Origin of the sequence: Specibacter cremeus (assembly GCF_003946885.1) — a bacterium.
Classification (GTDB): domain Bacteria; phylum Actinomycetota; class Actinomycetes; order Actinomycetales; family Micrococcaceae; genus Specibacter; species Specibacter cremeus.
The window spans coordinates 1-26,587 of sequence record NZ_RWKQ01000010.1 but is presented as its reverse complement, the minus strand read 5'-3'; the positions used below and the strand labels follow the sequence as shown (position 1 = coordinate 26,587).

Sequence of the window (26,587 nt, the reverse complement as noted above, 5' to 3'; positions counted from 1 at the left end):
CCGGCACTTACGCGAAGCTTTCAATGCTGACGCCCTCGGCACGCAGCGCGGTGTGGACGGCCTGTGCCATCGCCACGGCGCCGGGGGTGTCCCCGTGCAGGCAGATACTCTCGGCCACGACCTCGATGACGGTGCCGTCGATGGCGGTGATGGTCCCCTGGGTCACCAGCTGCAGGACGTGCTCGACGACGGCGTCAGTGCTGTGCAGGACGGCGCCGGGTTCGCGCCGGGAGACAAGGGTGCCGTCGGCATTGTAGGCACGGTCGGCAAAGGCCTCCGCCACCGTGCGCAGGCCGGCGGCGCGGGCGGCGCGCTGGATCTCCGAGCCCGGCAGCACCATCAGCGGCAGCGCGGGGTCCACGGCCAGCACGGCGTCGACGACGGCCCGGGCCTGGACGGCGTGGTGCACGATGGTGTTGTAGAGGGCGCCGTGCGGCTTGACGTATGTGACGGAGGTGCCGGCGGAGCGGGCCAGGCCCTGGAGGGCGCCGATCTGGTAGATGACGTCGTCCGTGAGCTCCCGCGGGGCCATGTCCATGAAACGGCGGCCGAATCCTGCCAGATCCCGATAGCCCGGGTGGGCGCCCACCGTGACACCGGCGGCGGCCGCGGCGGCGCAGGTGGCGCGGATGCCGCTCGGGTCCCCGGCGTGGAAGCCGCAGGCCACATTGACGCTGGATACGCTGGCGATGATGACGGCGTCGTCGCCAAACGTCCAGTTGCCGAAGGACTCCCCGACGTCGCTGTTTAGGTCAATGGTGGCCATTGTGATCCCAGTCTCTAGCGGTGGTGTCCCTCCAGAATGACGCATTAATCCAAATTGTTCAACAATATTCATGGGCGGGAAGTGAGCGCCGTTCTGCGCACAACAGGGTGCGAACAGTGCGCAGCAGGGCAAGGTGCGCCACTTTCGCCTCGAAGTGTGCGCGGGACGGCAAGCCGGACCGGTACATTGGGCCACATACGGTATTGGCGGAAGGGTATGCAATGACCGACACGGAAATGCCGGTCCTGATCGCCTGCGCCCACGGCACGAATAACCCGGACGGCAGGCAAAGGATCAATCGGGTCAGGGCTCAGCTACGCGAAATGCGCCCCGGCCTCGACGTGCGGGAGGCCTACGTGGACGTGCAGGAGCCGGCCCTGCCCGACGTCGTGGCGGCGCTCACGGTCGATGAAACGGCCGTCGTCGTGCCGCTGCTGCTGACCGTGGGGTACCACGTCAACAAGGACATCGCCGACGCCGTGGCGAGCCGGCCCGGGCTCGCGGCCGCCCGGCCGCTGGGCCCCGATCCGCGCCTGGCCAAGCTTTTGCACGAACGCCTCGGGGCGCTGCCGGACGGGTGGGGCGTGGTGCTGGCCGCCGCCGGGTCGAGCGAGGCGGCGGCCGCCGAGCAGATTGAGGTGCTCGCTGCCGACCTGGCCGTGCTGCGCAAGGAACACATCATGGCCGCGTACGGGGCCAGCGCGGCGCCGTCGGTGCCGGATGCCGTGGCGGCGCTGCGGCAACGCGGCGCAACCGGGGTGGCCGTGGCGGCCTACCTGCTGGCCCCCGGCTACTTCCACGACCAGCTGGCCGCGGCCGGCGCCGACCTGGTCGCGGAGCCGCTGCTGCCCGCCACGCTGGTGGCCGAGCTGGCGCTGGAACGCTACGACGCCGTCGTCCATTCCCCTTCATGGGGGTAGCCGCAACCGTGTGACGAAATATTGCCGCCTGTGACCTGGCGTTGCGCGCGCCATGCGGCGCCGCGCGGCGCCCACCTAATCTCGATGCATGACCCAGACAGCAGTGGCCGAAACGACCGACCCGACCGCGGCGCCGCAGCGGCCCGTCCGCGCCCGCCCGGCGGCCAAGCCGCACGGTCAGTGGAAGGTCGACGGCACGGCGCCGCTGAACGGCAACGAGGCCTGGAAGCAGGAGGACGACGGGCTCAGCGTCCGCCACCGCATCGAGACGATCTACGCCCAAGAGGGTTTCGACTCGATCACCGACGACGACCTGCACGGCCGGTTCCGCTGGTGGGGGCTGTACACGCAGCGCAAGCAGGGGATCGACGGCGGCAAGACGGCCACGCTGGAACCGCACGAGCTCGAGGACCGCTACATGATGCTGCGCGTGCGCATCGACGGCGGCGTGCTCACCACGGAGCAGCTGCGCGTCATCGCCGGCATCTCCACGGAATTCGGCCGCGACACGGCGGATTTGACCGACCGGCAGAACATCCAGCTGCACTGGATCCGCATCGAGGACGTGCCGGAGATCTGGCGCCGCCTGGAGGCCGTGGGCCTGTCCACCACCGAGGCCTGCGGCGACGTGCCGCGCGTCATCCTCGGCTCGCCGGTGGCCGGCATCGCGAAGGATGAGATCCTCGACCCGACCGGCTTCATCCGCGAGCTGCATGAGCGTTTCATCGGCAACCCGGCGTTCTCCAACCTGCCCCGCAAGTACAAGACGTCCATTACCGGTCACCCCAGCCAGGACACCGTGCATGAGATCAACGACGTCTCCTTCGTGGGCGTGCGCCACCCCGAGCTGGGCCCCGGCTACGACCTGTGGGTCGGCGGCGGGCTGTCGACGGCGCCGCGGCTGGCCGAGCGCGTGGGCGTGTTCGTGCCACCGGAGCACGGCGTGGCCGTGTGGGAGGGTGTGACGAGCATCTTCCGCGACTACGGGTACCGGCGCATGCGCAACAAGGCCCGGCTGAAGTTCCTCATCGCCGACTGGGGCACCGAGAAGTTCCGCCAGGTCCTGCAGGACGAATACCTGGGCTTCACGCTGCCGGACGGCATCGCCCCGCCGCGCGCCACCGCCCCGGGCGACCACATCGGCGTGCACGAGCAGAAGGACGGCAAGTTTTTCATCGGTCTCAGCCCCACCGTCGGCCGGCTCTCCGGCACGACGCTGGCGAAACTGGCCGACATTCTCGAAACCCACGGCTCGTTCCGTTTGCGCACCACCCCGCACCAGAAGGTGCTGGCCCTGGACATCGCCGGCGAGGACGTCGAATCGGTCATCACCGAACTGGACGGGATCGGCCTGTCCGCCCGCCCGTCGATCTTCCGCCGCAGCACCATCGCCTGCACCGGCATCGAGTTCTGCAAGCTGGCGATCGTGAACACGAAGGACACGGCCGCCGCCACGATCGACGAGCTGGAGGTCCGCCTCGCCGACCTGGTCGATTCCGGCACGCTGACCAGCCCGATCGGCCTGTACATCAACGGCTGCCCCAACTCGTGCGCCCGCATCCAGACCGCCGACATCGGCCTGAAGGGCATGATGCTGCCAACGGACGACGGCGGCACCACCCCCGGTTTCCAGGTGCACCTGGGCGGCGGGCTGGCCTCGCACGAACGCGACGAGGCCGGGCTGGGCCGCACGGTCCGCGGCCTGAAGGTCACCGTGGACAACCTCACCGACTACGTGGAGCGCGTCATCCGCGGCTACGTCGCCGACCGTGCCGACGGGGAGACGTTCGCCGAGTGGTCGCACCGCGTCGACGAGGGGCTGCTGCAATGAGCGAGACCCCGGTGGTCGAGCCTGTCGAGACCCCGGTGGTCGAGCACGTCGAGACCCAGGTTTCGACGGGCTCAACCACCGTTCGCACCCGCGACGAGCTGCGCGTCCTGGCGGCGGCCGGTGCGGCGGAACTCGGCTGGGACGCGCCCGCCGCCGACGTCATCGGCTGGGTGGCGCGCAACTTCGAAACGCAAGCCACCGCCGTCGCCTGTTCCATGGCCGATTCCGTCCTGCCGGCGCTCGTCGCCGACCAGCTGCCCGGCGTGGACGTGCTGTTCCTGGACACCGGCTACCACTTCGACGAAACCTATGCCACACGTGACGAGGTGGCGGCGAACCTGCGCGTTACCATCGTCGACGTGCTGCCCGAACACACCGTCGCGCAGCAGGATTCGCTGCTCGGCAAAGATTTGTTCGCCCGCGACCCCGCCCAGTGCTGCGCACTGCGCAAGGTGGCGCCGCTCAGCAATGCGCTGGCCGGGTACGAGCTGTGGTTCACCGGCGTGCGCCGGGACGAGGCCCCCACCCGGACCAACACGCCGCTGGTCACGTGGGACGCGAAGAACGGGCTGGTCAAGGTCAACCCGGTGGCGGCGTGGACGTACGACGAGTTGATGGCCTACGCCGAGGACAACCTGCTGCCCGTCAACCCCCTACTGGGCCAGGGCTACCCGTCCATCGGCTGCGCCCCCTGCACGCAGAAAGTGGCCCCCGGCGCGGACCCCCGCTCCGGTCGTTGGGCCGGAACCTCCAAGACAGAATGCGGACTACACGTATGAGCACCCAGACAATTGACGAATCGGTGGTTGAGTCGGTGGTCGAGCTTGTCGAGACCCCTGACCTTGTCGAGACCCAGACCCACGGCCTGACCAGCCTGGACCTGCTCGAGGCCGAGGCCATCCACATCATCCGCGAGGTGGTGGCCGAGTTCGAGCGCCCGGCGCTGCTGTTCTCCGGCGGCAAGGACTCCGTGCTGATGCTGCACCTGGCCACGAAGGCGTTCTGGCCGGGCAAGGTGCCGTTCCCGGTGCTGCACGTGGACACCGGCCATAACTTCCCGGAGGTCATCGAGTTCCGCGACCGCACGGTGGCACGTCTGGGGCTGCGGCTGGAGGTGGGCTCCGTGCAGGAGTTCATCGACCGCGGCGAGCTGGCCGAGCGCGCCGACGGCACCCGCAACCCGTTGCAGACCGTGCCGCTGCTGGACGCGATCGCCCGGAACCGGTTCGACGCCGTGTTCGGCGGCGGCCGCCGGGACGAGGACAAGGCCCGGGCGAAGGAGCGCATCCTCTCGCTGCGCGACGAGTTCGGCCAGTGGGACCCCCGCAACCAGCGCCCCGAGCTGTGGAACCTGTACAACGGCCGGCACACCGTGGGCCAGCATGTGCGGGCCTTCCCGATCAGCAACTGGACCGAGCTGGACGTGTGGCGGTACATCGCCCGCGAAAACATCGAGCTGCCGCCGCTGTACTACGCCCACGACCGCGAGGTGTTCGCCCGCGACGGCATGTGGCGCGCAGTGGGCGAGGTCTCGCAGCCACGCCCCGAGGAGGAAGTGATCGTCAAGCAGGTCCGCTACCGCACGGTGGGGGACATGTCCTGCACCGGGGCCGTCGCCTCCGACGCGGCGACCGTCCATGACGTGGTCCGCGAAGTGGCCGCGTCCACGCTGACCGAACGCGGCGCCACGCGCGCCGACGACAGGATTTCCGAGGCGGCCATGGAAGACCGCAAGAAGGACGGGTACTTCTGATGAGCACTCCCAATGCACCGGCGGTCGAGCTTGTCGAGACCCAGGTCTCGACAAGCTCGACCACCGGCACAGGCTCAACCACGGCCGGTACGCTGTTTCGCTTCGCCACGGCCGGGTCCGTGGACGACGGCAAGTCGACGCTGGTGGGCCGGCTGCTGCACGATTCCAAGGCGATCCTGGCCGACACGCTCGACGCCGTCGCCCGCACCTCCGCGGACCGCGGCTTCGGCGGCGACTCGGCGAGCGGGCAGAAGATCGACCTGGCGCTGCTGACCGACGGCCTGCGGGCCGAACGCGAGCAGGGCATCACGATCGATGTGGCCTACCGCTACTTCGCCACGGACCGGCGCTCGTTCATCCTGGCCGACTGCCCCGGCCACGTGCAGTACACCAAGAACACGGTGACCGGCGCGTCCACGGCGGACGCCGTCGTCGTCCTCATCGACGCCCGCAAGGGCGTGCTGGAGCAGACCCGCCGGCACCTGTCCGTGCTGCGCCTGCTGCGCGTGCCCAACGTTGTGGTGGCCGTGAACAAGATCGACCTGGTCGACTACAGCGAGGCCGTGTTTGCGGCGATCCGGGCCGACGTGCAGGCGGTGGGCACCGAGCTGGGACTGGACGGCGTCGCCGTCGTGCCCGTGTCCGCGCTGGAGGGCGACAACGTGGTGGACCGCTCCGCGCACACCCCCTGGTACACGGGGCCCACGCTGCTGACGCTGTTGGAGACGCTGCCCACCACGGACGAGCTGGAGCGCGGGCTGGAGCCGTTCCGGTTCCCGGTGCAGCTGGTGATCCGGCCGCAGGGTGCGCTGGCGCCGGAGCTCGCCGCGGACGACGGCGGTGCCGCCTTCCGTGATTACCGCGCCTATGCGGGGCAGGTGGCGTCGGGGTCCGTGTCCGTGGGGGACGCGGTCACCGTGCTGCCGTCGGGGCGTTCCACGGTTGTGACGGGCATTGACTTCGCCGGCCGGTCGCTGGAGACGGCCGTGGCGCCGCAGTCGGTGTCGCTGCGCCTGGCCGACGAGATCGACATCGCCCGCGGCGACCTGGTCGCGGCCCGCGGCACGTTCGGCGAGCCGTCGCAGGACGTGTACGCCGAGCTGTGCTGGCTGTCGACGAAGCCGCTGCGCGAGGGCGCCAAGGTACTGGTGAAGCAGGGCAGCAAGACCGTGCAGGCGCTGGTCCGTGCCGTCACCGGCAAGCTGGACCTGGATACGTTCGCCGAGGCGCCGGCGTCCGGGCTGGACCTGAACGACATCGGCTCGGCGCAGCTGCGCCTGGCCTCCCCGCTGCCCGTGGAGACGTATGCGCGGCATCGCCGCACCGGGGCGTTCCTGGTGATCGATCCGCAGGACGGCAACACGCTGGCCGCGGGGCTTGTCAAGGACCACCCGGGCGACCACGAGGACGAGCGCTACGTCATCTGACGCGCCGGTGGTCGAGTTCGTCGAGACCCCGGACCCGCCGGGGTGCTCGTGTCGCCCTCGTCCAGGATGCGCTCCGCTTCGGCCAGGTCCGCTAGGTGTGGGTGCCCAGTCGGCGGGAAATCTCGCGGGCGCAGCGGCTCACCTCGGGTATCCACTGCCTGGCAACGTCTTCGATCCGCATCGCCCGTTCCTCGGCCGTCTCCGCATCCTTGGTCCGGCTCCGAGTGCCTCCGGGAAAGGCTCGGTTGGGAACTGTCAACGTCACGCTGGCCACGGGGTAGCGCCCCCGATCGAGGACGGCGACGGCGACGGAGGAGAATCCCTCCGTGATCTCGTCCTGTTCCCACGCATATCCGAGTGTCCGTGCCCTTGACAGCAGGTTCTGCAGCGCCGGCAACGATTGCGGCCCCTTCTCGTTTCGGGCCGTGAAAGCCTCGGAACCGGGAAACAGTGCGGCCACTTGGGCGCGATCCATTTGCGCCATCATCGCCCGGCCGCTGGCCGTCAAGTGGGCCGGCAGCCGGATGCCGGTGTCCGTTACCAGCGGCCTTTGCCGCGGCGCGCGTTCGACGATGACGTAGATGACGTCCCTGCCGTGCATCACCGCGAGATGGGCCGTACGCTTGGTCCTGCTCACCAACTGGGTCAGCGGATACCGAGCAATGCGCTGCAGCGGAGCCTGCCTCGAGTATCCCGTCCCCAGTTCGTGGGCCGTCACGCCGAGCGCGTACTTGCGCTCCTCGGGCAGGTGCACGAGAAAGCCGTCGTCGATCAGGGTCGTGATCAGCTGGTAGGTCGTGGACCGGGGCAGCCCGACGTCACGCGCGATCACCGACGCGCCAACCGGGGCAGCCTGTTCGGCCACGAACCTGAGTATCGCAAGCACCTGTGCGGCGGCGGGGGCCTTGGAGCGCGCCAGCGGGCTATTCATGCTGCAAGAATACGCCGCCCCGCAGTCCGGTATTCCGGACGGGGTGCACGAGTTCCTGCCGGTGTGCTGGCCGGTTCATCGTGTTTCTTGCAACCGTGTTGAGGGCGCTGGCGTCTGGTCGGCGGCTGGCGGGTACGGAGATCTGGCCTCCGGGGCCATGACCCGGTAGCCATGCCGGTGGCTGTAGCCGTGGATTTCCCGTGTGTCGAGCGCTGCCATGAAGTCCAGGATGGGCAACGTGATGATCTGGCCCGGGACAAGGACGGGAAATCCCGGCGGGTACGGGGTGACGAATCCGGCGGAGACGATTTCCTCTCCCGCCTTGACGCGGCGGACGATCTCGCTCCCGGCGAGGTAGGCCGTCGCGTCATTCCGGTAGGTGTCGAAATGAGCGGCGCGGATGTCCCCATCCGGCGTATCGGCCCCGCTGCGGTAGCGTGCCGCAAAACGGCTGAAATCCGGCAGCGGGGGAGGGGAACTGGTCAGGGCCCTCACGCGAGACCTGTCTGCCTCCTGGTCGGCCGGGCTCAGGGACGCGCGATCCCGTTCGAAGGTTTCCGCGAGTTTGACCAATACCTCGATGAGGTACGCCACCGAACTGCGTGAGGTTCCGATGTTGGTCATGAGCAGGACGCTGTTGCGCGACGTCTTGTTCACCTGAATGCCGAACCGGTCCATGAGGTGGACGTGTTTGAACGTGTCCCCATCAATTCCCGTCAGTCCAATGTCCAGCGTGAGCCTGCACGGATCGACGACGAATTCGTCATTGCGCCAGACATCGTCCATCGCCGCCAATCCTCCCCGCAGGGGGGCAGCCAGGCGGCCGCGCCGGTACTCGGCAGGGATGAGATCGCGGGTGGTCAGGACCTTGAAGTACTTTCTCAGCAGGGGATGTCGGGCGACCGTCTGGGCTATGCTGACGGCCAGGTCGGCCTGGCGCTGGATGAGTTCGTATCCTTCGAGTTCGGCTTGGCGGCGCCCGATATCCAAGGATGCGAGGATCTGGTAGTTCGGGGAGGTGGAGGTGTGCGTCATGTAGGCCTCCCTGAAGGCGTCTTCGTTGCGCAGGGAGAAATCCTGGTCGTAGACGTGGATCATGGAGCCCTGCCGAAGTGATGTCAGGGTTTTGTGCGTGGACTGGGTTGCGTAGACACGCAGCCGGGCTTTGGCCGGGTCCGGCACCAGCCGGGCGGCCAGCCATTTTTCGTCCGAGACAGGCTGTCCGGTCTCCTGGTCATGGAGGGCCCGCGCTTGTTCGGCGTGCCGTTGCGCATAGGCGGCTTGCTGGAAGTCCTGTTCCATTTTCCGGGACGCGGCCATGGCGGTGCGTCGGCGGTAGAGCGGGTGGAATCCCGCGAAGGCGAACCACGCTTCGTCCCAGAGGAAGACCAGGTCGGGCTTTATGGCAAGGCATTCTGACATGACGCGTTCGACGTCATAGACAATTCCGTCGAACGTGCAGTTGGTCAAAGTGATCATCTTGACCTCGTGCAGGCGGCCGGCGCGGCGGTAGTCCAGCAGTGTCTGCTTGATGCTGCGGAGGGGGACTGCTCCGTAGAACGACTGCTCGTTGAGCGGGTAGGCATCCAGGTAGGCGACCCGGGCCCCCGCCAGCATCATGGCGTAGTGATGGGACTTGTGGCAGTTGCGGTCCACCAGGACGACGTCGCCGGGGGCGATGATCGATTGATGAACGATCTTGTTCGCCGTCGACGTTCCGTTGGTGACGAAGTATGTTTTTTGGGCGCCGAAGGCCCGGGCCGCCAACTTCTGCGCATCTCTGATCGGGCCGTGCGGATCCAGGAGCGAATCGAGGCCGCCGGAGGTGGCCGAGGTTTCCGCGAGCAGCAGGTTCAGACCATAGAACTCCACCATGTCTTTGATCCATTTGGAGTTCACCACCGACCCGCCTCGCGACACGGGCAGGGCGTGGAATACGCCGGCAGGCCGTTTGCTGTAGTGCTGCAGCGCAGTGAAGAACGGGGTTTCGAAGCGACCGGCCACGCCGCGGAGCAGGGACAGGTGGATTTCCAGTCCGTCCTGCCGGGCGAAGATGCGGCGAAAGTGGCTGGTTAGCGACCCAGCGACCTTTTCGATCGCGACGCCGGCGACCAGGTAGAGATCGAGTTCAGGGCGTAGTTCGCAAAGTTTCTTCGCGAGACGGAGGATGCGTTGGACAGGATGCCGCGGCTCGGGGCCATCGCCCGTGAAGGCGTCCAAGTAACGGCGCAGGTCATGTCCAAGGCGCTGCCGGGACGTCTGGGCGAAGCCAGGACGGATGACGCAGGCCTGAATCTCCGGGTTGAGCAGCACGGCAATGAGGGCGTCCTCGAAGCTGGGAACGATATTGACGTCATAGACAAACTCGTCATCGTTGCGGCGCCTGCCGAGCAGGTCACGCTTAAAGGCTTCTTGGTTCACTGGGGACAGGTCATCGATGACCAGGACTTCGAACCGCCGCCGGGAATCCGTCGCAGTGGCCGGGTGTGGCACCGTTTCCCAGGCCTCGGGTGCCACCGGGGGATCGGGATTGACGGCGGCAGCATCGCCCAGGCCGTCCCGGACGGCGTCAATCAGTTCGGCGGCCAATCCGAAGTCCTTGGCCGTCAGGCTCATGCGCAGATCCGCCATGTGCGAAAGCCCGGGGGAGGCGAAGTACAGCTCGATGGAGTCAAGGATGTCCAGCAGCCGGAAGGATTCGGCCAGCAAGACGTCCAGGCCGTTTTCCTTCGTCGCAGCGGTCAGTTGCTTGGTGGTGTAGGCCAGAAAATCCCAACTGTCGGTGCGAAGGCGCCATGCGCTGCTTGGCGTACCCACGGCGGGGCGCGTGGCTGCAGCGTGGATGCGTTGCAGTGGTCCGCTTTCGGCGGCGGGGCTTGGGGCGACGGCGGCGTTCATGAAGTCCTTCGAGCGGTTCATCAAGTCGGGTTCGAGATGGTGGCCGGGTTGGACAGCTTGGGGAAGCTGCTAAACCCGGCCACGCACCGGATTAGCTGTGTTCCTGCATGGGGATGCGCACGCCGCGTTCCCGGGCCACCTCGACCGCCCGGTGGTAGCCGGCGTCGACGTGGCGGATGACGCCCATGCCGGGGTCGTTGGTGAGCAGGCGTTCGAGTTTCTCGGCGNTCGGCGACGGAGACCTGGCCGGCGTGGATGGAGCGGCCGATGCCGACGCCGCCGCCGTGGTGGATGGACACCCAGGTGGCGCCCGAGGAGGTGTTGAGCAGGGCGTTGAGCAGCGGCCAGTCGGCGATCGCGTCGGACCCGTCGGCCATGGCCTCGGTCTCCCGGTAGGGGGAGGCGACGGAGCCCGAGTCGAGGTGGTCGCGGCCGATCACGATCGGGGCCTTGACCCTGCCCTCGGCGACGAGCCGGTTGAACAGCGCCCCGGCCTGGGCCCGCTCGCCGTAGCCGAGCCAGCAGATGCGGGCCGGCAGGCCCTCGAACTCGACGTGTTCGGCCGCGGCGTCCAGCCAGCGGTGCAGGTGGTCGTTGGCCGGGAACAGGTCCTTCAGCGCCGCGTCGGTGACGGCGATGTCCTCCGGGTCGCCGGAGAGGGCGACCCAGCGGAACGGGCCCAGGCCCTCGCAGAACAGCGGGCGGATGTAGGCCGGGACGAAGCCGGGGAAGGCGAAGGCACGGGTGTAGCCGCCCTTCCGCGCCTCGTCGCGGATTGAGTTGCCGTAGTCGAAGACCTCGGCGCCGGCGTCCTGGAATTCCACCATGGCCGCCACCTGGACGGCCATCGCGTTCTGCGCCTTCTTCGTGAAGCCGGCCGGGTCGTCGGCGGCCGCCCGCGCCCACTCCCCGACGCCGTACTCCGGCGGCAGGTAGGAGAGCGGGTCGTGCGCGCTCGTCTGGTCCGTGACGATGTCGACGGTGAACTCGCCGGCCCGGTGGCGGGCCAGGATTTCCGGGAACACCTCGGCGGCGTTCCCGACGATCCCCACGGACAGGGCCCGCTGCTCGGCCTTGGCGGCGAGCACCGTGGCGAGGGCGACGTCGAGGTCGGTCTCCACGACGTCCAGGTAGCGCTTGCCCGCGCGGCGGCGAAGTCGTTCCTCGGACACGTCCACGATCAGGCAGGCTCCGCCGTTGAGCGTCACGGCCAGCGGCTGGGCCNAACGTCTCGAACGTGCCCTGCAGGATGCCCTGGGTGCCGATGTAGATCCAGGACCCGGCCGTCATCTGGCCGTACATCATCAGCCCCTCGGCCTCGAGCCGGCGGAACTCCGGCCACGTGGCCCAGTCCCCGACCAGGTTGGAGTTGGCCAGCAGCACCCGCGGCGCCCACGCGTGCGTGCGGAACACGCCCACCGGCTTGCCGGACTGCACCAGCAGGGTTTCGTCGTCCTCGAGCGTCTTCAGCGTGGCCACGATCGCGTCATACGCCTCCCAGGACCGGGCGGCCCGCCCGGTGCCGCCGTAGACGACCAGGTCCTCCGGGCGTTCGGCGACCTCCGGGTCGAGATTGTTCATCAGCATCCGCAGCGGCGCCTCGGTCTGCCACGACTTGGCGGACAAGTCGGTGCCGCGGGCGGCACGAATCGTGCGGGCGCCGGTGGTGAAAGCGGTGGATGTCATGGTGGTTCCTTTGCGTGCCGTTCGTACGGGGGTGCTTCTAAGTAAGCGGCATTTTCACCGCCCCGGCCAGAGACACGGCCTGGAACTCGTCCGGTATCCCGGACATCCCGACCGCGCCCCCAGCCCCGAGCATCTTGGTCTCGTCAGGGACTTCGCAGGCCTGGATGGCCGCGGCGTCGTGGTGGGTGGGGTGCTTCGTCTATGTGCGACGACTACACGAGGTGCTCCTGCCGCGTTTCGGGGGCCCACGCTATCGTCACCACGGCCCCGAGCGCGAGGACTCCGGCCAGCCAAAACATCGAGAGGGGGATTCCCCAGGCGGCCAGGCTCAGGGGGAGGAAGAATGTTCCGACGGCAGAGGCGATGCGGCTGACGGCGTTGACGAAGCCGACCCCGGAAGCCCGAATTTCGGTGGGGAACAGCTCGGGCGGGTAGACCTGCGTGATGTTGGATGCTCCGGACATGACGAAGGTGTAGATCGCAAACGGGACCATGATGAAAAGCGCTGGCATATTGGCCATGGCACCGAGTGCGGCGAGGGAAACCGCCAAGATCCAGAAGGTCCAGATCGTGAAGGCGCGTCGAGGCATTCGCTGGACGAACCAGAGCCCCACGACCCCGCCAGCAAGGAGGAACAGGTTGATGACCAGGTTCTGGAGGTCGGCGTCGTCGATTTTCAGCCCCGCGAGGATGGTGGGCACGAAGGTGTAGATGGCAAAGTATGGCAGCACCTGGGCGCTGTAGAAGAGCGAGCCGAATGCTGTCCGCTTCCACATTTTCTTGCTGAACAGATCCCGGTAGTTCCCGGAGCCGGGCGCAATTTCGTATTCCGCCGGATCGAGCTCGGCATTGAGATGCTTTCGGACAATCGCCCGCGCCTCGTCAATCCGGCCCTTGCTGATCAGCCAGCCGGGGGATTCCGGAGTCCCGATGCGGACGATCAGCACGATCGCGGCCGGAATCACGCCACTGGCGAGCAGCCATCGCCAGGCGTCCGGCCCGGTGTTGGCGTAAGTGCTCAGCACGTTGGCCACCACATAACCGACCGTCCAGAGGACGGTGAGGGAAGCCAGCATGAGGCCCCGGTGCTTTCTGGGGGCGAATTCGGACAGCAGCGTCGGGCCGACGGCATAGTCGGCCCCGAGACCGAACCCGATGAGAAGGCGGAGGACGAACAGCACTTCGATGTTCGGTGCCCAGAACTGGGCCACAGAGGCGGCCGCGATCAGGGCGAAATTGAGGACGTAAACCCGCTGGCGGCCGATGATGTCGCCGACGCGCCCCAGGCAGAGGCTGCCGAAGAACAAGCCGATGAGCGCCGAGCTGGCGATCATGCCCTGCCAGAAGCCGTCCAGGTGCATCTGGCTCGAAATGGCGGGCAGAACCCCGCTGATGATGCCAAGGGCGAATCCGTCGGAGAAATTGGCCCCAAAAGTCATCGCAGTGACCTTGAGGTGGAAACGGCTCAGGGGGACTTCGCCCAAGTTCTTATAGAGACCGTTGGTCTTGGTGTTCGACACGATCAGCTCCCGGAAACGGTGGTTGTGGTGATGTACTGGATGGCGTTGGCCAGGTAGTCGCTGAGCGACCGGTCGCCCAGGTCGTCGGTCCCGAGGAGGGGCACGGCCTCGCGGAAGCATCGGCCCAAATCGGTATCAGGCCGCGGTTCCCGCTTCTGCAGGGTCAGGGCCCGGACCCCGGCGATGAGCTCACAGGCGAGGACGACGGATGCCGCTTCAAGACACTGCCCCAGCTGGTCGACGGCCTGGGTGGAGAAGCTGGCATGGTCTTCGGTTCCGCGGGAGATCACGACAGAAGCGAGCGACGACGGTTGGGCGGCAGTGCGCAGTCTGGACAGCGCGGCGGCCGCGTTGTACTCCAAGAGCATGATTCCGCTGCTGCCGGGCTCCCCGACGGAGAGGAAGGGTGAGAAACCGGTCATGGCCGGATTGGAGAGGTCGTTCAGGCGGGCCAATGACAGGTGCGCCGCGCTCGACAGTGCCAGCTTTGTATGGTCGACCGCCAGGGCCAGTTCAATGGTGTGGAAATTGGCGTTGTGGAAGACGTCGCGACTTTCGATGCTCACGAAGGGGTTCTCGGCAGCTGAATTCAGCTCGGTCTCCACGGCGCGCGTCTGCAGCTCGATCGCGTGGGCCAGTGCGCCGGCGACCTGCGGCAGTGCGCGGAACCCGTAGGAGTCCTGAACGCGCTCGCTTTCCCAGCGCTCGTCGGACAGCAGACGATTCATGGTCCGCGCGACGGCCAGCTGTCCCGGGTGCGGGTGCGCGTCGTTGGCCGCGGGAGCGAAGGGCTCCATCGAGCCGTGGACTGCCATGAGGGACATGGCGCCCACTCGCGCATAGCGCTCGAGCCACTCTTCGAGCCGGGCCGTGAGCAGACCGCCCTTGGCGATGGTCATGGCGTTCGTGGAGATGAGAGGCAGCGCGTCCCCCTCGTGCGGTTGCCACGTGGTGTGGGCAGTCCCATCGTCAAGCTGGGCCTCCCCCATCAGGCCGAGCGCGATCTCTCCGAATGCGCTGAGGTCGCCGGTCCCAATGGACCCGTGGGCGTGGACTCTGGGGAGCGTTCCCCCATTCAGCGTCGCCACGAAGGCGTCGACGATGTCCTGATGCATTCCGGAGCCGCCCAGCAGCAGTTGGTTCAGTCTCACGATCATGGCGGCGCGGACTTCGGCCGACGGGAGCCAGGGGCCCGATCCCGTGCCATGGCTGCGGAGGAGTCTCACATCGGTGCCCTGCCGGTCGCCTTCGACCGCGATGCTCCGATTTGCGCCGACCCCGGTGGTGCGGCCATAGACGGGGCGGTTCGTTGCCGCGCTGGCGATGGCGGCGTGTGACTGGGCAACGCGTTCCACGGCAGCCGTATCCACGTCGATAGGCGCCTGCGTCCGCACCAGATCTGCCAGTCGGTGGCAGGTCAAGCCGGTGCCTTCCAGTCTTGTCGCCTCCCGGGCGAGCGTCTGATGATTGTTCATCCTGATATGTCCTTGCTTGTTTTGGTGGCTAGATAATTCGAAGAAGCGGCCATAAAAATGGAATGCATGCCAATCCGAATAGCGCACCTGATTGAGGAAAGGCGAACTGGACAGAAGGTGGCTGGTCGATTTTCGTTAGTGCGCCCCGTTTGGAGTGATATTCACCCCGAATTTGCCGGTTGGTGTACGCGGTCATTCAATTGTGAACTGCGTCATGTAGCAATTGAACACTGTGCGCGGCACCGGTGGAACCCTCTGCGCGGGTTAGCTGTCTCAGAGATGAGACTGCGGAGGCGACTTCAGCTGCCGGCGCGAGCTGCGCCGAGGCGTCTGGCCAGCTCTTGGGCGCATTCGGTGACCTGCGCTGCGTACCGCTGGCCCAGGAGTTCGATCTGCAGCTGCGGATGTCGCGGTGAGACCGGAGCCGAGTGCCCTTTCAGGCTCGGCCCCTCCTGTTGGATGAGGGTGTGGGCGGGAACCGTGAGCGCGACGCTGGCGACCGGATGATTTGCCCGATCCAAGACCGGCGCCGCGATGGAATAGAGGCCTTTAGTGACCTCTTCCGCCTCCCAGGCGTAACCCGTCTGGCGCATCCGGTGCAGCAGATCAATCAGCTCGGGGACCGATGTGGGGCCCCGTTCCTGGCGGCGAGCCAGGATGGGCCGGTCCGCATAGATGGCCGATACCTGCGCGGGCGTCATCCAGGCCATCATGGCCCTGCCACTGGCGGTGAGATGCGCCGGGAGTCGGACGTCCTTGTCTGTCACGAGCGACGGCTGGCGCGGGGCTCGATGCTCGATGATGTAGATCACCTCGTGGCCGTGCATCACACTGAGATGCGCGGTGTTCCTGGACCGCTTGACGAGGGTGGAGATGGGGTGTTGGGCGATCCGCTGCAGGGGAACCTGGCGTGCGTATCCCGTTCCCAGCTCGTAGGCCACCGCTCCCAAGGCGTATCGGTGCTCCTCCGGCAGGTGGGTGACGAAACCCTCCCTGACCAACGCGGTCAACAGGTGATAGGTCGTCGAGCGCGGCAGCCCAACCTCGCGGGCGATCGTCGAGGCCTGCACCGGCCCCACCTGCGTGCCGATGTACTGGAGGACGGCCAGGACCTCGTAGGCCGACGGCACTTGCGGCGACGTGCGGGAGGTGGCCATGGCCCCATTATCCTCCACCGGGTGGCCCCCCGACGGTGCCTCGAAGGGCCACCACCAGGCGCAGCGCAGACGACGGCGGCCGCTCGCCTCCGCGGGGAAGGCGACCGGCCGCCGTCGTGCCTTTCCGGCGGCGCGGGCGAGCTCTCCTGCCACGTGCCCCCGTTGACGCCCGCACGGCGGCCGTCAGATCACGCGGTGCCCGGCACGCCAGACGGCGTGGGTCAGCGGCATTCCCGGCCGGTAGGCCAGATGCATCCTGACCGCGCCCCGGCAGACCACGCCACACCGGGGGAATCCGCCCCGTCACGAAAGGTCCCGCACCCCGCCCCGGCTTTATCCGACCAGCAGCCCGTCGTCGAAGGACTTGAGCACGCGTTCCAGCCGGTCCAGGCGCTCGACGCCGAACAGGTCGTCCGGGCCCGTGGGCGCCAGTTCGCTGTACGGGGATGCGTACAAGGCGCCGATGGGCACGTGGCCGTTCTCGCTCAGCTGGGTGGTGAGCACGCCGAGGAAGTCCAGCTGGGCCGCGTTCAGGGTCGAGTTGGAGATGAACTCGGACAGCGCGTCCTCGACGGCTGCGCGGTCCAGCCCGACCAGGGAACGGACGAAATGCGCCAGACCCTCTGAACGTGCCCTCGCCAGGTCCTCGTCGGACCCGGCCCCGCTTTCCTGCAGGATCCGCTCCAGCTCGGCGAGGTCCAGGGCGGTCAGCGGCTTGTTGCGGCGCAGGCGCTGGATCGTGGCGAGATCCAAATGGGCGCGCAGGTACGCCTGGGCCTTCAGCCGGTACCGCTTGAAGTCATTGACCCCCGAATGGACGCCGTTCAGCGACACTTCCTGCAGGTCCCCGAGTTCGTCCGCGAAGTTGGTGTAGACAACGTTGCGGCGCTTCTTCTCGATCAGGTGCACCAGGCCCCGCAGCTTCCGGCGCACGGATTCCAGCCACTCGACGGACACGGACTCCCATTCATGGTCGTCCGCGATCTGTTCCAGCAGCGTCAGCTGCGGCGCGATGGCCGGGTTGTTCGGCTGGTCCGCCAGGGCGGCGGCAATGTCCTGGATCCGCCGCCGCCACGTGTCCAGCGCGCCCGGATCCTCCAACGCCGCCAGTTGCGCGTTGAGCACGATCAGGTCGAAGCGCCTGGCTTCCTCGCTCTCCACCGGTGCGCCCAGGCCGGCGATGCGCGCCAGGCCCGTTTCCAGTACGGACACATCCGCCTCGGTCAGCGAATCCCAACTCGATGGCACAGCGTACTTCTCCGCGGCCTGCCGGTGCGGCTTGACGAGGAAGTTCTCGAACGGCAGCCGCGAGACCTGGCCGGACACGGTGGAAATCAGGTCCGAGACCAGCGATGAGGCACCGGCCAGGCGGGCGGAGCGGATCAGCTTCGCCCGGGCCGCGAACGTCGCCTCGGCCAGGGACCGGCCGAGCGAGCCCTCGTTGCCCGGCATGTCCGCGTTGAAGAACTCGGCGTTGCGGCACAGGTCGAAGATGAAGAAGTCCCGCTTGTCCTGGCCCGGGCCGTACAGGTCGGGGCACAGCCGTGTGCCGCGTCCCACCATCTGCCAGAACTTGGTCTTGGACCGCACCATCTTGAAGAACACCAGGTTCACGACCTCCGGCACGTCGATGCCGGTGTCCAGCATGTCCACGGAGACGGCGATGTGCGGATCGTCCTCCCGGCGCATGAACGACTCGATCAGGCTGGACGCATAGTTCACCTGGTAGGTGATGACCTGCGCGAAGTGCCCCTTCAAATGCGGGTAGTTCTTGTCGAACTGGGCGGCGATGAAGTTGGCATGGTTGTTGTTCTTGGCGAAGATGATGGTCTTGCCCAGCCGGTCCCCGCCGGCCACCTTGTGCCCGCGCGTCATGAGCACTTCCAGCGCCTTGTTCACGGTGTCGGTGTTGAAGAGCCAGCTGTTGACCACGGCGGGGTCGACGGCGTCGGGGATGTCGCCGTCGTCGTTCCATTCCAGGTCATCCCACTGGTCCTTTTCCGCCTCACTCAGGTCGTCGTAGCGGATGCCCTCGTACGGGAACTTGAGCGGGACCGGGACCACGCGCGGCGGAACCAGGTACCCGGCGTCGATGGCCTCGTCGAGTTCGTAGGCGAACGTGGGCACGTTGTCCTCGATGTCGAACAGGGCATACGTGTTGCGGTCCACCTCGGCCTGCGGCGTGGCGGTCAGGCCCACCAGCAGCGCGTCGAAGTAGTCGAAGATCGTCCGGTACTTCTGGTAGATCGACCGGTGTGCCTCATCCACGATGACCAGGTCGTAGTAGCCGACGCCGAACGGCCGGTTGTGTTCCTTCGTCCCGGATCCCTGCTGCTGGATCAGGTTCATGATCGTGGGGTAGGTGGCGACGTGGATGCGGCTCTCCGCCTCGGCGTCGCGGCCCAGGATGGCCGGCGCACTGCCGGGCAGGTGGGTCTTGAACGCCTTGGCGGCCTGCTCCACGAGGGCCACCCGGTCGGCGAGGAAGAGCACGCGCTTGGCCCAGTTGGCGTTCATCAGCAGTTGGGAAAGTGCGACGACGGTGCGCGTCTTCCCCGTGCCGGTCGCCATGACGATGAGGTGCTTGCGCGACTCTTTCTCGAGCGACTCGGTGACGGCGCGGATGGCGGCGTGCTGGTAGCCGCGCTCCACGATGGCGTTGTCGATGGGTTCCGCGGCCAGCGCCCGGCGCGTGTGCCGGCGGGCGATCATCAGCTCCAGCTGGTCACGGGTGTGGAAGCCCTGGACTCGGCGCTCGGGGTACATGGCGTCGTCCCACAGCCAGTGCTCGTAGCCGTTGGAGTAGTAGATGACCGGGCGCCTGTTGAAGCGTTGCTCCAGGCAGTCGGCATAGAGCTTGGCCTGTTGCTTGCCGTTGTGCGGGTCCTTGGTGGTGCGCTTGGCTTCGACGACGGCTAGCGGCAGCCCGTCCGCGCCCCACAGGACGTAGTCTACTTTTCCGATGCCGGCGGCGTTGGGCATGCCGGAAACCTCGAATTCGCGGTCCTCTGGGCGGTCGAGCGCCCAGCCGGCCTCGTGCAGGTCCGCGTCGATCAGGTAGGCGCGGGTCAGGGCCTCGTCGTAGTCGTGGTGGTCCGGGATCGCTTCGTTGCGGGGCTTGGCGGCCCGGACCTGGGCCTGGAGCTCGGCGACTTGCCGTTGCAGCTCCGCGGATTCCTGCTCGGCCTGTGCCAGGGCCTTGTCCTTGGTTGCCAGCTCCTCGGCGAGTTTGTTGACCTGTTCGGCCGATTGGGGCTTGGGTGCGGGTTGGCCGGCCTTGAGTCTTGGTTCCAACAGTGCGGCGTTGAATCGCAGCCCGTCCGGCGGGAGGTTGGCGGGATTGACCGTGTAGGTGCGGGCCAGCCAGTAGCACACGTGGAACAGTTCGGTGACGGCCTGTTGGGCCGCCATGGCGGACGGGTCCGCCTTGTCATGGACGGCCCGGTTGCCGGCCTTGCGGATGGCGGTGAGCTTGTTCAGGATCGTGGAACCGACCGCGGCCTTGAATTCCGGCTGGTTGGTCAGCGCGTTCAGGTCCGGCTGGTAGGGGACCGGGATGGACGGCTCAGCCTGGTAGATCCAATCCACCAGGTGCTCGGCGGTGTGGCGGGCGTAAAACATGGATGTGCGCGGGTCGATGCGCGCGAACTGTTCGGCCCTCCGGGCCCGCTGCGCCAGCTGCGGCCACTCCGCACGCATGAATGCGAAGTTGCTCTCTACTTCCCCCAACGTTGCTCCCGTTCATTCGACCCTGAGACCTTGGATTCATTGAACCACGGCGGGCGGACAGGACCCAGATGACTACCCAATCACCAACGGGAGTTTCTTCAGCATGGAAATCAGATCGTCGGCAACGTGTTGGGCAGCCTCGCCTTGCCCGTCGGCCATCGACCTCCCCGACTCGAACGCCGCAACAACGCCTGTCCGGGTGGAGTCCACGATCTGGGCCGCGTCGTCGGCGGACAGGCCAAAGCGACTACCGAGGGCAGCCAGTTTGATTACGCTGATGCGGTCCAGGCTGTACTCGCCGCCGACGCTCATCGAACTGTCGATGCGCGAGGTCCCGTCCCAATAGGCGGCGTAGCTGGCCAAGTCGTACAGCGGGGCCAGGCGCACGCTGTTGCCGTCGAGCAGGAACGAGTAGTTTTTGGCGTGCGCATCGGTGCACCCCGCCACGATGTTGAACACGAAGGCGCGGTAGAACTTCCTTCCCACCTCGCGGCGTTCGGACTCAAACGGGAACGTACGAACCAGCGAGGCGATGTCGGCAGCACCCGGACCGCCGTCCCGGTGCTGGTATTTCTTCGACGGTGAGACCGCCAACGCCTGACACAGGTCTTCCTGGTGTGTTCGCCGCCAGCCGTCCTTGGCCAGCACGCGGTCGTACCGTTTGGTGACAAAGACGTCCCACTTGCCGAAGCGCACCAGCTCAGACTGTGCGACGTCATTTCCCAGGGCCCTTGCTGCGTGCATGGTCATTTGTTCCACGACGTCCAGCCTGCTGAAGGGCCCGGTCGCGGGCTTGAGGATGTGGGTGGTCGGGGTTGCATCCTCCGGGACGCCCCACGCCCCGTCCGGCAGCTGGTGGAGGGCGATTTTCGGTTGGGCGCCGGCGAGGCTGAAGCGCCCGGCGGCATCCGAGTACGGCGTACCTTCGGCGTATTCATCGACCACATGGTCCAGCATGAGGGCCACTTGAGTGTCGGTGACCGCCCGTACGTTTTTCCGGGACAGGGTCTCGTCGGTGGGGTTCACGCCTGGTCGCACTATTTGAACCGCTCCGGCCACATCGGAGCCTATCTGCTCCAACATCGCAAACGGACTGTTGACCGACACTCCGAAGCGCCGCGCGATAGCACGAAGCGCCTCCTCGTTGTCCGGCAAGAGACCCTGCAGAAACGGCAAGATGCTCCGCTTCTTGTGAACTGCCACCGACAATGGCATGGACAACGACAGGGGCGTGGGATCGGGGAGTTTCCGGTACGGCTCGTCGTACCGGAAGGTCAGGTTTCCGCTTGGTGTTTGCTCAACGGCCCCGCAAAGTGTGCCGTCCAAATAGAGGTTCAACGCCTGGGTACTCACCACCGCACCGCACCCGTCTCGCGGTTGCGGATGGCGATCTCATAGCCCAGGGCCTGGAAGACATCCATGAACTTCCACGTTTCCACCGTGGATTTCCCGGCCTCCAAGTCAATGAGGAACGTTCTGGACACGCCGGCCCGGTTGGCAAGTTCTGCCTGCGTCCAGCCGTGATCTTCGCGCAATTCACGCACCAGCGGGCCTGCCTCGCGGACGGTGAACATTGACACTCCTGTCGTCGTACGGCAACTTTCTACATTGTCGCCGTATGGCAACTTTAGCATTTGTCGTCGTACGGCGACAGGGGAGGGGCGATCGCCCCTGTCCAGGCGCTCAATGCGGTGGAGGACGCAGGTGCAGCAGGAATGTTCCGAGCCGGCCTGTCCCGGGCCGAGTTCGAACGCCGCAATCGTCGTGACCGCAAGTGGAGAACCTTCGGCTGATCAGTCGAGTCAGCAATCAGGTCAAAGACGCACCGCGTTCCGCTGGCCGCGGTCAACTTGGCGTCCGACGTGATCAGACGCCCGCCGAGCCGCTCGGCAAGCGCAACGTGGGCGCCGTCATACGGAGTGACGTTCTCGCGCAGCTCCCACATGCAACCCAGTAGCGGGGCCAGGGCCATCCTCCGTATCGGAAACGCCGCAAGATGCCGAAGCGCCACGGGCGCTGCCGCGCGCACCACTTCGCTGTGTCGTGCGGGTCCGCGCAACGCGGAGACAACTTCGGCGTCCACGTGTGCAAGGGCGAACAAGGCGTCGCCGGAAGACAGACGCGGTGCCACCGCATCGCGACGCGGGTCATCGGCCGCGTAGAAGACGGCGAGCACGGAGGCGTTTATCACGGCCAGGCTCACGAGGCGTCTCGCACCTCCCGAACGGCCGAGGTCGCATCGTCAAGCGTGATGCCACTGCCACTCGGTGGCTGGTAGGCCCCGACGTAGTCGGCGAGTCGCGCCACCTGGGCGACCTCCGTTAGGCGATCCACCACGAACGTGGATAGCGACTGCCGATTTGCCGCGGCGGCCTCGGTGAGCGCGGTGTAGACGTCGTCAGGCACGTCGCGGAGATTCATTCGCTTCGTGGTGCCACTTTGGCACCAGATTCGCGTTGAAGTACGGCTGCGTCAATGGACAAAAGGGAACTCGTTCATTCAGTGCAGGGCTGCTCGAAGAAGTCCTCGTCGCTGTGAATCACCCAAGGCTGGACTGCGTGGAGAGTGCCCACAAATGCCCGGCTCGATCTGCTCCGCCGGGGCCAACGGCGTATCAGGAAGTGGCTCAGGGACGACGTCGGGCTGGCCCGTTGCGTCCGACGGTCACCTCGGCGCGCACCAGCAGTGGCGCGGCACTACATCATTCCGACGACCTGTTTCTTGAGGCCGTTGCCCCAGTTGAACGATTTGATCGCGTCGTGCTGGAGTCGGCCAACGACGATTCCCGGCGCAATGCCAATGTCGGCAGCGAGGGTCTCGACATCCCTCAGAGACACCGTGTGGACCAGCCTGCCGACGAAGCCCGGCGGTATCAAGGCTGTTGCGGCGTATGCGTCCGCGGCCATTTCCCGGGGATCGTCCTTGGTGTCCGCAGGACCCTGCAGCAGGAGGTCCTCGTGCGGATCCTCGAGGACGTGATGCACCTCATGCATCAGGCTGAACCAGAACTCATCGTCGCGCTTGCCGCGACCGGACAACTGGATCACGGGATGGTTCTTGATCCAGCGAGTCACGCCGTGGGCGCGACAGCCGGGGACCTCCGGTACGAACACCACGGCGACGCCGACTGATCGGAGCCTCTCCGTGACTTGATGCTGGTAGTCCGCCGGGTCGCCGGTGCTGAGCTGCGGCAGGGACGCCGCCATTTCGCGAAAACGAGCCGCGTCGTAGGCCGGAAGGCCGGCCTGCGCGTCCTTGAATTCAAGCTCGCCAACGCGTAGCCACGCGGACACGGCCTGCCAGTCGACGTCGTGGACCAACTGCTGCCGGAATGCGGCGGCGGGTCGTTGGAAACGCGCGAAGAGTGCGTCCTTGGTTGCCACGCCATAGAACGCGAGCACTTCGGCAACCATGGCGCCGGGATTTTTCATCGTGTTGTGGATGAAGCCCTGGGCCCTCAAGTACGTGGTCACCTTCGGGGAAATGTCAGCGGCGCTCTCCGCGAGCCGCTGTTCTTGCGCGATGCGGGCCTTGTCGGCCCGGTACTGGGATTCGATCTTCATCCACCAGCGGGCCGAGTAGCCCGTCACCAGGGCGAGCTTGGCCGCAATCTCGGGAGACAGGGAGGCCCCGGCCAGTAGGGTGTTGACATGCTTCCGGCTGACCCCAAGATCATCGGCCAGTCCTTGCTGCGTTGTTCCGGTTTCCTCCAACCAGTCCCGCAAGAACTCGCCCGGGGGAACTGCGTAGTCCGTTTCGGCGCTCATGGCTCTCAATCCCTAATGGTAGTCGTCTATCTTCTCGATCTGGACGGCCGTGATCTCGGCCGCCGCCCCATTGCCCAAGGGCGTGACGAAAATGCGGAAGTTCCCGGAAACCTCGCCCGCCCACTGGGGTGCGAGATTGCCCACGAGGGGATGCCAGTGTCCAGGTCCTTCCTGCAGCTCAGCCATGTTCTCCGCCGCCTGGAGCTCCTTCATGCGCAGCCGGAGCTTCTTGACCCACTGGTCGCTGTAGGTTTTGCGCATCACCTTGTCCTCGGTGAGTTGTCTTTCCAGCTTGTTGCTGGAGAAACTGAGGTCCATATCATGTAACCAGACTGGTTACATGATATGCGTGCCGGATGGCTTCCGTCCAGCGCCCGAGTTCGGTCATGGCACTTCTCCTTGATTGCGTCTGCCCCAGATTGGATGGGGGCCGACCAGGCTCCGGTGTCCCTTGCATGGTCAATTCATGCTGAAGTGCGCCAGTGTCTTCTCCACGAGGCGTTCGCGGCGGTCCAGGATGTGCTGCTCCGTCCATGCGGTCTGCGAAACCACGTCGTCGTTGATCGACAGGTTGTTCTTCAGGCCGACGGCCAGCCCGTTCCCGTCGGTGACGGACAGCTTCTGCGCGAACGGCTTGTTGCTGAGGTTCGAGTTGAAGCGCGTGATGGTCAGGTTGCCGAGCGTGTGGACCAGATTCGCCTGCACCGCCTTGGCGGACTCCGCATCGCCGCCCATGGCGTCCACCCACGCAGCCGGGATGTTGGCGCCCTGCGGGAAGATGTGCTCCACTGACCAGGCCCGACGCGTCCTGTCGGCCATGGCCCACAGGTTCACCCGGGTTTCGTCGGTCATGGTGGACTCCGCCAAGGACGCGAGGATGAACCGGGCCATGTCGCGGGAATCCTCGTACAGGTGCCCGCGCAGCTTTTCGCGGAAATGGTCGTCGGAGGTGGACAGCGCGGTGAGCCGATCTCGCAGGAGGCCGTGCACGGAGCCGGTCCCGTCCTCGCCCAGTTCCCGGGTGATCGCCATGAACGTGCGCTGCAGTTCGTAGGTGGCCGGCAGGCCGGTGACATTGCGCCGTACGAAGAAGGCGACCAGCAGCCGGCAGATGTCCGCCAGATCCCGGGTGGAGAGTTCCAGCCGTTGCTGGTTCGTCATGAGGTACATCAGCAGGAGGTACGACGGCGACCCCTGGGCCCGCCGCACGCTCGCCAATGCCCGGTCGAGCACGGTGGCTTCCTCGTCTGTGTCGAGGGCGATCCTGCTGTAGATCTCGGCGGCGTTGATCAACCGCGCCATGAGCCCGTCGGAGCCGTGCTCGATCAGCTTCTCGTAGATCCTGATCAGGTTGGATTTGGTGGCAACCGCCTCATTGACGATCCCCTCCAGCTCCGGCTTGAACGCGTTGTAGTACTGGCGGAAGAACCGCTCCTGCTGGGAATAATCGTCCCCCAGCAGTTCGATGACGCGGCGCCAATCGCCGAAGACCTGGTCGACGGCGTCGGCGTCCTGGCCGTGCGTGGTGGCGAGCAGCTTGTTCTTGATCAGGTCGATGGGCGTCAGCTGTGCTCCCCGGTTGTTCAGCGATTCGAACAGGACGTAGGCGTCGGAGTGCGTCTTGACCTCGATCTTGACCAGGACTGCGGCGGAGACCAGCTCCACGAACTCGAAGAGGCGTTCGGCCACGCTCACGCCGGGTTCGCCGGCACGCACGGCCAGCTGCTCCCGGAAGTAGCGGAAGGCCTTCATGATCCGCCGGTTGCCCAGGTTGGCCGGATTGGGCCGTGCCGGGATGACGCCGGCGGCGGCCAGGACGGCCTCGTAGTCGGCGTTGTTGTTGCTTTGGCGTTGCGGGCTCAGGCGCACATGGTTCTTCGGGGACTTGAGAACGAGTTTGCGCTTGAGGTTGGACAACTCGGTGTTGTCGTCAAGGTCAAACGTGTCCGCGTGCTCGGCCAGGCTGGCGTACAGGGCGGCGAGGAGGATGGAGAGTGTGGTCACGCGCTGCTGGCCGTCCACCAGTTCCAGGGTGGCGACGTCCGTGGCGTCCCGCTGCTGGTTGATGCAGATGATCGAGCCCAGGAAGTAGCCGCCCGGGGAGTCGAGGACATCGTCCAGCAGATTCTCCCAATTCGGTTTGTTCCACGTGTACTCACGCTGGTACGGCGGGATCAGGTAGACGATCTTGTTGTCCACGCCGAGCAGGCTGGAGACGGCACAGGCCTTGACGGAATCGATCACGGGTGGTGCTCCTGGAATCTAGAGTTGGCCGCTGAAGGCGCGGTGTTGGAGGGAGGCGAAGAAGGTGTCCAGCTCGGCCAGCTGGGCGCGGTGCTGCTCCTTCAAGCGTTCGACGGCGGCCACTCGCGTTGCGAAGGTACGCTGGAGTTCCAGCGGGGGGTTGAGAATCTGAATCAGTTCGATTCCCTGAGCGGATAGTCGCTTGGTTCCGTGTGCAGACGTTTCAATGAGGCTAAGAACGTGCTGCTTTTGAGCAACGAGAGCGGCAAGCAGGAACTCAGGGTTGAAATCCATCTTGAGTCGGATCGCCTTGAGATCTTGATTGATCGTCGCCTCGCTCGTCAACATGGCCACTGGGAACGAATGAACCAAGATCATTCCTCGAACCACGAAAACGATTGGTAACTGGTCAGGTGGTGGTGGGGATCCAGGGTTGGCCGGTGGCGAGTCGGGTGAGTGCGTCGAGTGCCTTGATGCCGTGTT

20 protein-coding genes and 1 pseudogene are annotated in these 26,587 nt (G+C 66.3%); 5 read left to right on the top strand and 16 right to left on the bottom strand.

Features of this window, described 5'->3' with window-relative positions:
• Positions 1-7 precede the first annotated feature (7 nt).
• A complete protein-coding gene (locus EJC77_RS05280) occupies positions 8-766 on the bottom strand; it encodes a LamB/YcsF family protein (RefSeq protein WP_205786900.1) in 759 nt (252 codons plus the stop codon).
• A gap of 221 nt (positions 767-987) precedes the next feature.
• Here EJC77_RS05280 and EJC77_RS05275 point away from each other — a divergent pair, with 221 nt between their 5' ends.
• From EJC77_RS05275 to EJC77_RS05255, 5 genes are all read left to right on the top strand, one after another.
• Positions 988-1,686, top strand: coding sequence for a sirohydrochlorin chelatase (locus EJC77_RS05275; protein WP_240629807.1), 699 nt, complete (start codon positions 988-990; stop codon positions 1,684-1,686).
• Between the two features lie 88 nt (positions 1,687-1,774).
• Positions 1,775-3,517, top strand: coding sequence for a nitrite/sulfite reductase (locus EJC77_RS05270; protein WP_125610533.1), 1,743 nt, complete (start codon positions 1,775-1,777; stop codon positions 3,515-3,517).
• A complete protein-coding gene (locus EJC77_RS05265) occupies positions 3,514-4,296 on the top strand; it encodes a phosphoadenylyl-sulfate reductase (protein WP_125610532.1) in 783 nt (260 codons plus the stop codon). The genes EJC77_RS05270 and EJC77_RS05265 overlap by 4 nt, the downstream gene beginning before the upstream one ends.
• On the top strand, positions 4,293-5,270 hold the full coding sequence (gene cysD, locus EJC77_RS05260; protein WP_125610531.1) for a sulfate adenylyltransferase subunit CysD: 978 nt from the start codon (positions 4,293-4,295) through the stop codon (positions 5,268-5,270). Before EJC77_RS05265 ends, cysD begins: the two co-directional genes overlap by 4 nt.
• Positions 5,270-6,697: a sulfate adenylyltransferase subunit 1 gene (locus tag EJC77_RS05255; protein ID WP_125610530.1), complete on the top strand. Its 1,428-nt coding sequence runs from the start codon at positions 5,270-5,272 to the stop codon at positions 6,695-6,697. The genes cysD and EJC77_RS05255 overlap by 1 nt, the downstream gene beginning before the upstream one ends.
• A gap of 91 nt (positions 6,698-6,788) precedes the next feature.
• On the opposite strand, the gene EJC77_RS05250 is transcribed toward EJC77_RS05255, so the two are convergent.
• From EJC77_RS05250 to EJC77_RS05180, 15 genes and pseudogenes are all read right to left on the bottom strand, one after another.
• Complete coding sequence (locus tag EJC77_RS05250) at positions 6,789-7,628, bottom strand: IclR family transcriptional regulator (RefSeq protein ID WP_125610529.1); 840 nt, start codon at positions 7,626-7,628, stop codon at positions 6,789-6,791.
• Positions 7,629-7,703: 75 nt separating this feature from the next.
• On the bottom strand, positions 7,704-10,526 hold the full coding sequence (locus tag EJC77_RS05245; protein ID WP_125610528.1) for an aminotransferase class I/II-fold pyridoxal phosphate-dependent enzyme: 2,823 nt from the start codon (positions 10,524-10,526) through the stop codon (positions 7,704-7,706).
• Positions 10,527-10,617: 91 nt separating this feature from the next.
• Positions 10,618-12,212 (bottom strand): annotated as a pseudogene (gene hutU / locus EJC77_RS05240) (urocanate hydratase).
• A 212-nt stretch (positions 12,213-12,424) separates the two neighbouring features.
• On the bottom strand, positions 12,425-13,732 hold the full coding sequence (locus tag EJC77_RS05235) for an MFS transporter (RefSeq protein WP_205786898.1): 1,308 nt from the start codon (positions 13,730-13,732) through the stop codon (positions 12,425-12,427).
• Between the two features lie 2 nt (positions 13,733-13,734).
• Complete coding sequence (locus EJC77_RS05230) at positions 13,735-15,207, bottom strand: aromatic amino acid ammonia-lyase (RefSeq protein ID WP_125610526.1); 1,473 nt, start codon at positions 15,205-15,207, stop codon at positions 13,735-13,737.
• 299 nt (positions 15,208-15,506) lie between these two features.
• The gene (locus EJC77_RS05225; RefSeq protein ID WP_125610525.1) at positions 15,507-16,364 is read right to left on the bottom strand and encodes an IclR family transcriptional regulator; all 858 of its coding nucleotides are present in this window, start codon (positions 16,362-16,364) and stop codon (positions 15,507-15,509) included.
• A gap of 333 nt (positions 16,365-16,697) precedes the next feature.
• The gene (locus tag EJC77_RS05220) at positions 16,698-20,063 is read right to left on the bottom strand and encodes a DEAD/DEAH box helicase family protein (protein ID WP_125610524.1); all 3,366 of its coding nucleotides are present in this window, start codon (positions 20,061-20,063) and stop codon (positions 16,698-16,700) included.
• A gap of 102 nt (positions 20,064-20,165) precedes the next feature.
• The gene (locus tag EJC77_RS05215) at positions 20,166-21,446 is read right to left on the bottom strand and encodes a HipA domain-containing protein (RefSeq protein ID WP_164520320.1); all 1,281 of its coding nucleotides are present in this window, start codon (positions 21,444-21,446) and stop codon (positions 20,166-20,168) included.
• Positions 21,443-21,667, bottom strand: a complete 225-nt coding sequence (locus EJC77_RS05210) for a helix-turn-helix domain-containing protein (protein WP_125610522.1) — start codon at positions 21,665-21,667, stop codon at positions 21,443-21,445. Before EJC77_RS05210 ends, EJC77_RS05215 begins: the two co-directional genes overlap by 4 nt.
• A 53-nt stretch (positions 21,668-21,720) precedes the next feature.
• Positions 21,721-22,296, bottom strand: a complete 576-nt coding sequence (locus EJC77_RS05205) for a type II toxin-antitoxin system VapC family toxin (protein WP_125610521.1) — start codon at positions 22,294-22,296, stop codon at positions 21,721-21,723.
• Positions 22,293-22,514, bottom strand: a complete 222-nt coding sequence (locus tag EJC77_RS05200; RefSeq protein WP_125610520.1) for a hypothetical protein — start codon at positions 22,512-22,514, stop codon at positions 22,293-22,295. Before EJC77_RS05200 ends, EJC77_RS05205 begins: the two co-directional genes overlap by 4 nt.
• 275 nt (positions 22,515-22,789) lie before the next feature.
• Complete coding sequence (locus EJC77_RS05195; RefSeq protein WP_125610519.1) at positions 22,790-23,860, bottom strand: helix-turn-helix transcriptional regulator; 1,071 nt, start codon at positions 23,858-23,860, stop codon at positions 22,790-22,792.
• Between the two features lie 12 nt (positions 23,861-23,872).
• Positions 23,873-24,178 (bottom strand): type II toxin-antitoxin system RelE/ParE family toxin, encoded by a 306-nt coding sequence (locus EJC77_RS05190; protein ID WP_125610518.1) that lies wholly within the window; start codon positions 24,176-24,178, stop codon positions 23,873-23,875.
• 141 nt (positions 24,179-24,319) lie between these two features.
• Entirely contained in the window at positions 24,320-26,104 is a 1,785-nt protein-coding gene (locus EJC77_RS05185; RefSeq protein ID WP_125610517.1) for a DUF262 domain-containing protein, read from the bottom strand.
• 18 nt (positions 26,105-26,122) lie between these two features.
• On the bottom strand, positions 26,123-26,587 hold a 465-nt coding region (locus EJC77_RS05180), incomplete at its 5' end, for a restriction endonuclease subunit S domain-containing protein (protein WP_205786896.1).

What these genes read in the sequence shown, in the direction of transcription:
- EJC77_RS05280 (WP_205786900.1), bottom strand. Translation starts at nt 766, where the DNA reads ATGGCCACCATTGACCTAAACAGCGACGTCGGGGAGTCCTTCGGCAAC.
- EJC77_RS05275 (WP_240629807.1), top strand. Translation starts at nt 988, where the DNA reads ATGACCGACACGGAAATGCCGGTCCTGATCGCCTGCGCCCACGGCACG.
- EJC77_RS05270 (WP_125610533.1), top strand. Translation starts at nt 1,775, where the DNA reads ATGACCCAGACAGCAGTGGCCGAAACGACCGACCCGACCGCGGCGCCG.
- EJC77_RS05265 (WP_125610532.1), top strand. Translation starts at nt 3,514, where the DNA reads ATGAGCGAGACCCCGGTGGTCGAGCCTGTCGAGACCCCGGTGGTCGAG.
- cysD (WP_125610531.1), top strand. Translation starts at nt 4,293, where the DNA reads ATGAGCACCCAGACAATTGACGAATCGGTGGTTGAGTCGGTGGTCGAG.
- EJC77_RS05255 (WP_125610530.1), top strand. Translation starts at nt 5,270, where the DNA reads ATGAGCACTCCCAATGCACCGGCGGTCGAGCTTGTCGAGACCCAGGTC.
- EJC77_RS05250 (WP_125610529.1), bottom strand. Translation starts at nt 7,628, where the DNA reads ATGAATAGCCCGCTGGCGCGCTCCAAGGCCCCCGCCGCCGCACAGGTG.
- EJC77_RS05245 (WP_125610528.1), bottom strand. Translation starts at nt 10,526, where the DNA reads ATGAACGCCGCCGTCGCCCCAAGCCCCGCCGCCGAAAGCGGACCACTG.
- EJC77_RS05230 (WP_125610526.1), bottom strand. Translation starts at nt 15,207, where the DNA reads ATGAACAATCATCAGACGCTCGCCCGGGAGGCGACAAGACTGGAAGGC.
- EJC77_RS05225 (WP_125610525.1), bottom strand. Translation starts at nt 16,364, where the DNA reads ATGGCCACCTCCCGCACGTCGCCGCAAGTGCCGTCGGCCTACGAGGTC.
- EJC77_RS05220 (WP_125610524.1), bottom strand. Translation starts at nt 20,063, where the DNA reads ATGCGTGCGGAGTGGCCGCAGCTGGCGCAGCGGGCCCGGAGGGCCGAA.
- EJC77_RS05210 (WP_125610522.1), bottom strand. Translation starts at nt 21,667, where the DNA reads ATGTTCACCGTCCGCGAGGCAGGCCCGCTGGTGCGTGAATTGCGCGAA.
- EJC77_RS05200 (WP_125610520.1), bottom strand. Translation starts at nt 22,514, where the DNA reads ATGAATCTCCGCGACGTGCCTGACGACGTCTACACCGCGCTCACCGAG.
- EJC77_RS05195 (WP_125610519.1), bottom strand. Translation starts at nt 23,860, where the DNA reads ATGAGCGCCGAAACGGACTACGCAGTTCCCCCGGGCGAGTTCTTGCGG.
- EJC77_RS05190 (WP_125610518.1), bottom strand. Translation starts at nt 24,178, where the DNA reads ATGGACCTCAGTTTCTCCAGCAACAAGCTGGAAAGACAACTCACCGAG.